This is a genomic window from Pseudomonas sp. PDM13, from assembly GCF_025685765.1.
In the GTDB taxonomy this organism is placed as follows: Bacteria; Pseudomonadota; Gammaproteobacteria; order Pseudomonadales; family Pseudomonadaceae; genus Metapseudomonas; species Metapseudomonas solani.
Genome location: NZ_JAOTQU010000028.1, coordinates 102971 through 110444 on the forward strand (window position 1 = coordinate 102971; position 7474 = coordinate 110444).

The 7474-nt window shown below is 67.7% G+C and carries 8 protein-coding genes; 5 read left to right on the forward strand and 3 right to left on the reverse strand.

From position 1 onward, the window contains the following. Positions 1 to 17 precede the first annotated feature (17 nt). Positions 18 to 1475, reverse strand: coding sequence for an alpha/beta hydrolase (locus OEJ36_RS25065; protein WP_263403828.1), 1458 nt, complete (start codon positions 1473 to 1475; stop codon positions 18 to 20). 17 nt (positions 1476 to 1492) lie between these two features. Continuing rightward, complete coding sequence (locus OEJ36_RS25070) at positions 1493 to 2191, reverse strand: aspartate/glutamate racemase family protein (protein WP_263403829.1); 699 nt, start codon at positions 2189 to 2191, stop codon at positions 1493 to 1495. A 227-nt stretch (positions 2192 to 2418) separates the two neighbouring features. On the opposite strand from OEJ36_RS25070, the gene OEJ36_RS25075 reads away from it, so the two are divergent. From OEJ36_RS25075 to trxC, 3 genes are all read left to right on the forward strand, one after another. Beyond that, a complete protein-coding gene (locus tag OEJ36_RS25075) occupies positions 2419 to 3396 on the forward strand; it encodes a sulfite exporter TauE/SafE family protein (RefSeq protein WP_263403830.1) in 978 nt (325 codons plus the stop codon). Positions 3397 to 3526: 130 nt separating this feature from the next. After that, the gene (locus OEJ36_RS25080) at positions 3527 to 4804 is read left to right on the forward strand and encodes a bifunctional O-acetylhomoserine aminocarboxypropyltransferase/cysteine synthase (RefSeq protein WP_021219827.1); all 1278 of its coding nucleotides are present in this window, start codon (positions 3527 to 3529) and stop codon (positions 4802 to 4804) included. 63 nt (positions 4805 to 4867) lie between these two features. Further along, positions 4868 to 5302: a thioredoxin TrxC gene (trxC, locus tag OEJ36_RS25085; RefSeq protein WP_111259812.1), complete on the forward strand. Its 435-nt coding sequence runs from the start codon at positions 4868 to 4870 to the stop codon at positions 5300 to 5302. 25 nt (positions 5303 to 5327) lie between these two features. Here trxC and OEJ36_RS25090 read toward each other — a convergent pair whose 3' ends face one another. After that, a complete protein-coding gene (locus OEJ36_RS25090; protein ID WP_263403831.1) occupies positions 5328 to 5771 on the reverse strand; it encodes a VOC family protein in 444 nt (147 codons plus the stop codon). 214 nt (positions 5772 to 5985) lie between these two features. Here OEJ36_RS25090 and OEJ36_RS25095 point away from each other — a divergent pair, with 214 nt between their 5' ends. Together OEJ36_RS25095 and OEJ36_RS25100 are read left to right on the forward strand one after the other, a co-directional pair. Beyond that, positions 5986 to 6429 carry a DUF4442 domain-containing protein gene (locus tag OEJ36_RS25095; protein WP_263403832.1) on the forward strand — a complete coding sequence of 148 codons (444 nt, stop codon included), beginning with the start codon at positions 5986 to 5988 and terminating at the stop codon, positions 6427 to 6429. 79 nt (positions 6430 to 6508) lie between these two features. Next, positions 6509 to 7327 (forward strand): universal stress protein, encoded by an 819-nt coding sequence (locus OEJ36_RS25100; RefSeq protein ID WP_263403833.1) that lies wholly within the window; start codon positions 6509 to 6511, stop codon positions 7325 to 7327. The last annotated feature ends 147 nt before the right edge of the window (positions 7328 to 7474 follow it).

Here is a 7474-nt window from a genome sequence, read left to right on the forward strand (position 1 = left end):
CGAGCCCTCGGTGAACCTCAACGGGCCAGCCCCTGGGTCTGCTCCACGCGCCGCATCAGGTAAGGGAAGAAAGGGTTGGACGTGGCGCGCTGCAGCGCGCCCATGTCCATCACCAGCGCACCCCGCTCGCCCCGCAATGACAGGTTGCCCAGATGGATGCCGAAGTCATCGGCCGGGTCGGGGCGCCGGCCGTACAGCCCATCACTCTCGGGGAAGGGCAGGGCCACGTGGGACAGCGAGAACAGCTCACGGGGGAAAGTCAGCTCCAGCGGCGTCACCCACTCTTCCCGGGCACCGGCTTCGGTCACCCGCTCGACCACCTCGCGGCTGCTCGCCGTCACATTGGTGACCACCGCCGTGCGGTAGTTGCGCGGCGGTGGCGGCAGCAGGCGCGCCAGGGCCAGGCTTGCCTCCGGCCGCAGCAGCGGACCGAAATCCACCGAACGGTTGATGTCGAACAGCACCAGCTCGCTGCCGTTGTCCGGCAGCAGGCGGTAGAGCCCGTCCACCACCGCCGGCGTGCTCACCGTGGCATCCATCACCGACTGGAAGGTCAGCAGCGGCGGCATTTCCCTCAAGCCGTCACGGTGCGAAGCCCGCTGCAGCTGTTCCTGCAGGGCGGCCGTGAGCAGGTAGGACTGGCGCGCGCCGTTGACCGGGAAGGAGTTGTACTTGAACGGGTTGTACTCGGGCAGCAGGTCCAGCCAGGCGGCCTTGGCGAAGGCCGGGAACACCGCCGGCCAGCCCGCCACCCCGGCGAAACGCGCATAACCGGCCACGCCCACCATGGGCGAGAGCAGCACCAGCCGCTCGGCCCGGGGCAGCGCCGGGTCCTCCAGGGCATCCAGGGAATACTTCAGCGCCAGCGCGCCGCCGTTGGAATAGCCCACCAGCCGCAGCGGCCGCGGCTCGCCCACCAGGCGTCGGGCCTCGCGCACGGCCAGGCGGGTGGCGGCCAGCCACTGCTGCCAGCTCACGTCGGTCAGCGCCGCCGGCACCGTGCCATGGCCCGGCAGGCGCAAGCCCACCACCACGAAGCCCGCCTGGCGGTAGCGCAGCGCCAGGTGGCGCAGGCTGTAGGGCGAATCGGTGAGGCCGTGCAGCATCACCACCGCGCCCACCGGCTCGCCTTCCGGGCGTAGCACGTAGGAGCGGTTCCAATCCTGGTGGAAGTGCCCGGGGTAGAGCGGGCTACCGGGGAAGTAGCGGTTCGCCGGCACCCGTTCCTCGGGCTCCAGGCGCTCACTGACCTGCTGGCGCACCTGGTCGAAGACATGGGCTTCGGCGCCCATCCAGGCGGCCCAGTCGGCCTGGTCCAGGGCGCGCTCATCGAGCTCGTCCGGCACGAAGCGGTGCCAGGGCAGCAGCGCCGGCTCGCCCTGGATATCCAGCACCCGCACGGCGAAGACCAGCAGCACCGCCAATGCCATCAGCAAGGCGCCACGCCCCAGCCACCGGATAATCCCTGCCCGCATCGTTCCCGCTCCCGTCTTCAGGCCCCGGCCAGCAACCAGTCCAGCCCCATGCGTACATGCTCCTCGGTGCTGTCCACCAGGGGCAAGGGCGAATCGCAACCGTCCAGCAGCAGACCGATCTCGGTGCAGCCGAGGATCGCCGCCTGGGCCCCCTCGTCCTTGAGCTGCTGCAACTGCGCCAGGTAGAAGGCCCGCGCCTCGGGCAGGAAGCGGCCCAGGCACAGCTCCTGGAAGATCACCCGGTCGATCTCCAGCATCGCTGCTGCGTCCGGCACCTGCACGCGAATGCCGAAGCGCTCGCCCAGGCGTTGCCGGTAGAAGTCCTCCTGCATGGTGAAGCGTGTGCCCAGCAGCGCCGCCCGCTCGCAGCCTTGTGCCTTGAGGGCCGCCCCCACACCGTCGCCGATGTGCAGCAGGGGGATGTCCACCGCCGCCTCGATCGCCGCCGCCACCTTGTGCATGGTGTTGGTGGCCAGCAGCAGGGCACCGGCGCCGGCACGCTCCAGCCCTTGCGCAGCGGCAGCCAGCTGGCGCCCTGCCTCGTCCCAGTCACCGGACTTCTGCAGGGCGGCGATGCCGGCGAAATCCACCGAATGCAAAAGCAGCGGCGCCGAATGCAGGCCGCCCCGCGCGTCACGCACGCCTTCGTTGAGCAAGCGGTAATAGCTCAGGGTAGACTCCCAGCTCATGCCACCCAGTACACCCAGCAACCTCATGACGCGTTCTCCCGAGCAAAATCCCAGCCTAGCCCAGGCAGGCGTGCTGCCTGGACATACAGTTATCCGGTGATGGGCAGGTACAGCCGCAACGGCCCATCCGAACCTTTGAAAATGGAATATGAACCTGCGGAAATCTTCTTAGACTCTCTAAGCAAAGCCGCTTATCTTCGCCGCCTGCTTATTCCAGCCTGTTCTACCACCCACTGTCAGGCGCCGTACCCCGCATGAAGATCCGCAATCTCGACCTCAGCCAGAGCCCGATCAACACCGAGCACGAGGCACTGGGCATCCCCCCCGTCGAGGACTTCGTCAGCCACCCCGACAACCACCCGGTGCTGCGCGCCGCGATGTGGTTCGCCGTGCTGGTGCTGGTCAGCCTGCTGAGCTTCCTCGCCTGGCGCCTGTTCTTCGGTGACCACGGCGGCGACACCGGCCTGGACATCATCGAACGCACCCTCAGCAGCCCGACCTTCTGGAGCGCTGTGGCCGTGGGCTTCCTCGCCCAGGTGGTGGATGGCGCGCTGGGCATGGCCTACGGCATCACCGCGACCACCTTCCTGCTCACCGCCGGCGCCTCCCCCGCCGCGGCCAGCGCCAGCGTGCACATCGCCGAAGTTTTCACCACCGGGCTCTCGGGCATCTCCCATGTGAAGCTGGGCAACGTCAACAAATCCCTGTTCCTGCGCCTGCTGCTGCCGGGCATCATCGGTGCGGTGCTCGGCGCCGTGCTGATCACCACCTTCGACGGCGCCGCGCTCAAGCCCTTCATTTCTGCCTACCTGCTGCTGATGGGCCTGTACATCCTCAGCAAGGCCTACCGCCACGTGGCCCAGCGCCGGGCGCCGAAACACGTGGCCAAGCTGGCCCTGTTCGGCGGTTTCGTCGATGCCGCCGGCGGCGGTGGTTGGGGTCCGGTGGTCACCAGCAGCCTGCTGGGCTCGGGCAGCGACCCGCGCACCACCATCGGCTCGGTGAACTTCGCCGAGTTCTTCCTGACCATTTCCAGCGCCACCTCCTTCATCCTCCTGGCCGGTGAGCTGAACACCTGGATGCTGGTGGCCGGGCTGGTCTTCGGCGGCCTGTTCGCGGCGCCCTTCGCCGCCATGCTGTGCAAGAAGCTGCCGGCGCGCACCCTGCTGACCCTGGTCGGCACCCTGATCACCCTGATCAGCGCCTTCAACATCTACATGGCCCTGCGCTGATCGGCCGGTTCTAGCCACCGAACTTTTCGGTCTAGCCGCGCCAGCCGGTGATTGCTCCAGGTCATTGACCGCACCCCTTCCGCTTTCACATGCTGCGCTCCTTCATCAGCCCCGAAGGAACGCAGCCACAATGAAACCGGAAACCCTCGCCATCCACGCCGGCTACAGCCCCGATCCGACCACGCGTGCGGTGGCGGTACCGATCTACCAGACCACCTCCTACGCCTTCGACGACACCCAGCACGGCGCCGACCTGTTCGACCTCAAGGTGCCCGGCAACATCTACACCCGCATCATGAACCCCACCAACGACGTGCTGGAGAAGCGCATCGCCGCGCTCGAAGGCGGCGTCGGCGCCCTGGCCGTGGCCTCGGGCATGGCCGCCATCACCTACGCCATCCAGACCGTCGCCGAAGCCGGCGACAACATCGTCTCGGTGGCCAAGCTCTACGGCGGCACCTACAACCTCTTCGCCCACACCCTGCCGCGCTCCGGCATCCAGGTGCGCTTCGCCGCCCACGACGACATCGCCGCCCTGGAAGCACTGATCGACGAACGCACCAAGGCGGTGTTCTGCGAATCCATCGGCAACCCCGCGGGCAACATCATCGACCTCGCCGCCCTGGCCGCCGCCGCGCACCGCCATGGCGTGCCGCTGATCGTCGACAACACCGTGGCCACGCCCATCCTCTGCCGCCCCTTCGAGCACGGCGCGGACATCGTCGTGCACTCGCTGACCAAGTACATCGGCGGCCACGGCAACAGCATCGGCGGCATCGTCGTCGACTCCGGCAAGTTCCCCTGGGCCGAAAACAAGGCGCGCTTCCCGCTGCTCAACACCCCGGACGCCTCCTACCACGGCGTGACCTACACCGAAGCCTTCGGCCCCGCCGCCTTCATCGGCCGCTGCCGCGTGGTGCCGCTGCGCAACATGGGCGCGGCGCTGTCGCCGTTCAACGCCTTCCTTATCCTCCAGGGCCTGGAAACCCTGCCCCTGCGCATGGAGCGCCACACCGAGAACGCGCTGAAGGTCGCCCACTTCCTCCAGGCCCACCCGCAGGTGGCCTGGGTGAAATACGCCGGCCTGCCGGACCACCCCGAGCACGAACTGGCCCAGCGCTATACGGCGGGCAAGCCGGCGGCGATCCTGTCCTTCGGCATCGTCGGCGGCGCCGAGGCGGGTGCGCGCTTCATCGACGCGCTGAAGCTGGTGGTGCGCCTGGTGAACATCGGCGATGCCAAGTCCCTGGCCTGCCACCCGGCCTCCACCACCCACCGCCAGCTCAACGACGAGGAGCTGGAAAAGGCCGGCGTGCCGCGCGACATGGTGCGCCTGTCCATCGGGATCGAGCACATCGACGACATCCTCGCCGACCTCACCCAGTCCCTCGAGGCCGCACGGGGCTGATGCCCAGGGGTTGATATTCGGCGGGTCGGCTCCAGATCAGGGGAATCTGTTCCGGAGCCGACCATGACCGATCCCCTGATGATTCCCTGCGCCCACTGCGCCGGGCTCAACCGCATCCCCGCCGAGCGCCTGGGCGACTCGCCCCGCTGCGGTCACTGCAAGTCCGCCGTGGTCCCTGCCACGCCCTTCGACCTCAACGAAGCCGGCTTCGCCAAGCAACTGCGCGGCGACCTGCCCTTGCTGGTGGACGTCTGGGCCGACTGGTGCGGCCCCTGCAAGGCCTTCGCCCCCACCTACCAGCAGGCCGCCGCCCAGCTCCAGGGCCGCTGCCGCCTGGGCAAGCTGGACAGCGAGGCCAACCGCCAGTTGGCCGGGCAGCTCAACATCCGCTCCATTCCCACGCTGATCCTGTTCAAGGGCGGCGTCGAAGTCGCCCGCCAGAGCGGTGCCCTGCCCCTGCCGCAACTGCTCGGCTGGCTGAAGAGCCAGGGCATCTAGAACGCCGGGGCGGGCGCGGCTCCGGCTAGCCTTGCCCGGCGTACATCTCGTTCAGCGCCCGCTGCATCTCCTCGGCGGAGACCTGGCGCTTTTGGGTGGAGATGGTCCAGGTGTTGCCGAACGGGTCGATGACCCGGCCTTCCCGCGAGCCGAAGAACATGTCGGCCACCGGGCTCAGCTCCCGGGCGCCTTCGCGTATCGCCCGAGCGAAGGTCGCGTCCGAATCGGGCACATAGATCTGCGCCAGCAGCGGCTGCTCCGGCCAGCCGTCCATCGACTCGCCGAGGTTGATCCGCGAGTCGCCGAACCTCAGCTCGCAATGCACCACCTTGCCGTCCGGCGTCGTCAGGCGGAGCAGCTCCTCCGCGTCGAACACCGCCTGGTAGAACCTGACGGCACTGGCCAGGTCGCTGACGATGCTGTTCGGGGTAACGGTATTGAATCCCTGCGGTTTGAAGGTGGCGTTCATGGGCTTTCCCTGCTGGTTCGAGCGAGCGCGACATGCGCAGGCCAATGATTACCCTAGGCAATGAAGCGCGTCCGTTACAGGCTCAACCTCCCGGTGAAAGTCCCACCTAACGGCCGGGTCCTGATCGTTTCGGTCACCCGCGCTGGCCGTCCCGGTCATTGCCGCCGGCGTGCATCCGGCTAGGCTCCTGGCATTCGTCCTGCCGGAGTTCGTCATGCAATTCAACGAAGAGATGGCCCGCCACTTCACCGAAGACAAGATCGCCTTCGTGCGCCGCATGGGCCTCAAGGCCGTGGCCCTGGAACCGGGCTACGTGAAGCTGCTGGTGCCCCTGGCCGGCAACGAGAACCACATCGGCACCATGTATGCCGGCGCCCTGTTCACCCTGGCGGAGATTCCCGGCGGCGCGCTGTTCATCACCAGTTTCGACACCCGCCGCTTCTACCCCATCATCAAGGACATGAGCCTGCGCTTCCGCCGCCCGGCCAAGGGTGACATCAGCGTCGAGGCGCGCATCGGCGCCGAGGAGATCGAACGCATCCAGGCCGAGGCCAGCGCCAACGGCAAGGCCGACTACCTGCTCGAGTTGGAGCTGGTGGACGCCACCGGCGAGGTGGTGGCGCAGAGCCGCGGGCTGTACCAGCTGCGCGCCCACTGAGCCTCGGGCGGATTGCCCTGGATCAACTTGCCGCGCGGCCAATTGCCCCACAGTGGCGCCTCACCCGGAGGTGCCACCCATGTTCAGCCACATTCTCATCGCCCATGACCTGAGCCGCGAGGCCGACCTCGCCCTGCAACGCGCCGTGGACCTGGCGCGCCAGTACGACGCACGCCTGACCCTGCTGCACGTGCTCGAAGACCACCTGCCCAATGCCTTGCAGGACAACCTGCGCGAAGGCGCCCAGCGCCTGTTCCAGCAACGCCTGGAGCAGCTCGGCGCCCCGCCCGCCCAGGTACTGCTGCGCAAGGGCCGCCCGGCCCTGCAGATTCTCGAAGAAGTGGAAGAGAGCCAGGCCGACCTGCTGGTGATCGGCAATCACCACCACAATGCACCGGAGCTGTTCATCGGCACCACCCTGGAGCGCGTGGCCCGGCATATCGACATCCCCTTGCTGCTGGCCGTGAGCGAAACGCCGGCCCCCTACCGCAAGGGCTTCACCGCGCTGGACTTCTCCCTCTGCGCCTGCGACGCGCTGCGCAGCGCCTGCAGCCTGCTGACCACCGAAGGCCACCTGCAGGCCGTGAACGTGCTGGAACTGACCGGCCGCCTGCTGGCCAAGGCCAACAGCGCCAGCGAATACCTCAAGACCCAGCGCGAGCTGCTGGTGCAATTGCTCAAGGACGAACTGGGCAACGTCACGGCCGCGCCAAAGATCAGCCTGGACGTCACCCACGGTTCACTGCCGCGCGCCCTGGACGACGCCATCGCCGCCGCCCAGCCGCAGTTCATCACCCTCGGCAGCCACGGCCGCAGCATGATCTCCCAGGCCCTGCTGGGCAGCCTGGCGCTGCACTATCTGCAGCGCCCGCCCTGTGATGTGTTGGTGGTGAAGTAGAAGGGCGAGCGGCAAGCCTCAAGCTGCAAGCCGCAAGTGAAAGCAGCAAGCTGGAAGCTGGAAGCTGGAAGCTGGAAGCTGGAAGCTGGAAGTTCAGGCTTCAGGCTTCAGGCTTCAGGCTTCAGGCTTCAGGCTTCAGGCTTCAGG

Coding starts and splice junctions, on each gene's coding strand:
- OEJ36_RS25075 (WP_263403830.1), top strand. CDS start 2,419: ATGAAGATCCGCAATCTCGACCTCAGCCAGAGCCCGATCAACACCGAG.
- OEJ36_RS25095 (WP_263403832.1), top strand. CDS start 5,986: ATGCAATTCAACGAAGAGATGGCCCGCCACTTCACCGAAGACAAGATC.
- OEJ36_RS25065 (WP_263403828.1), bottom strand. CDS start 1,475: ATGCGGGCAGGGATTATCCGGTGGCTGGGGCGTGGCGCCTTGCTGATG.
- OEJ36_RS25080 (WP_021219827.1), top strand. CDS start 3,527: ATGAAACCGGAAACCCTCGCCATCCACGCCGGCTACAGCCCCGATCCG.
- OEJ36_RS25070 (WP_263403829.1), bottom strand. CDS start 2,191: ATGAGGTTGCTGGGTGTACTGGGTGGCATGAGCTGGGAGTCTACCCTG.
- OEJ36_RS25100 (WP_263403833.1), top strand. CDS start 6,509: ATGTTCAGCCACATTCTCATCGCCCATGACCTGAGCCGCGAGGCCGAC.
- trxC (WP_111259812.1), top strand. CDS start 4,868: ATGACCGATCCCCTGATGATTCCCTGCGCCCACTGCGCCGGGCTCAAC.
- OEJ36_RS25090 (WP_263403831.1), bottom strand. CDS start 5,771: ATGAACGCCACCTTCAAACCGCAGGGATTCAATACCGTTACCCCGAAC.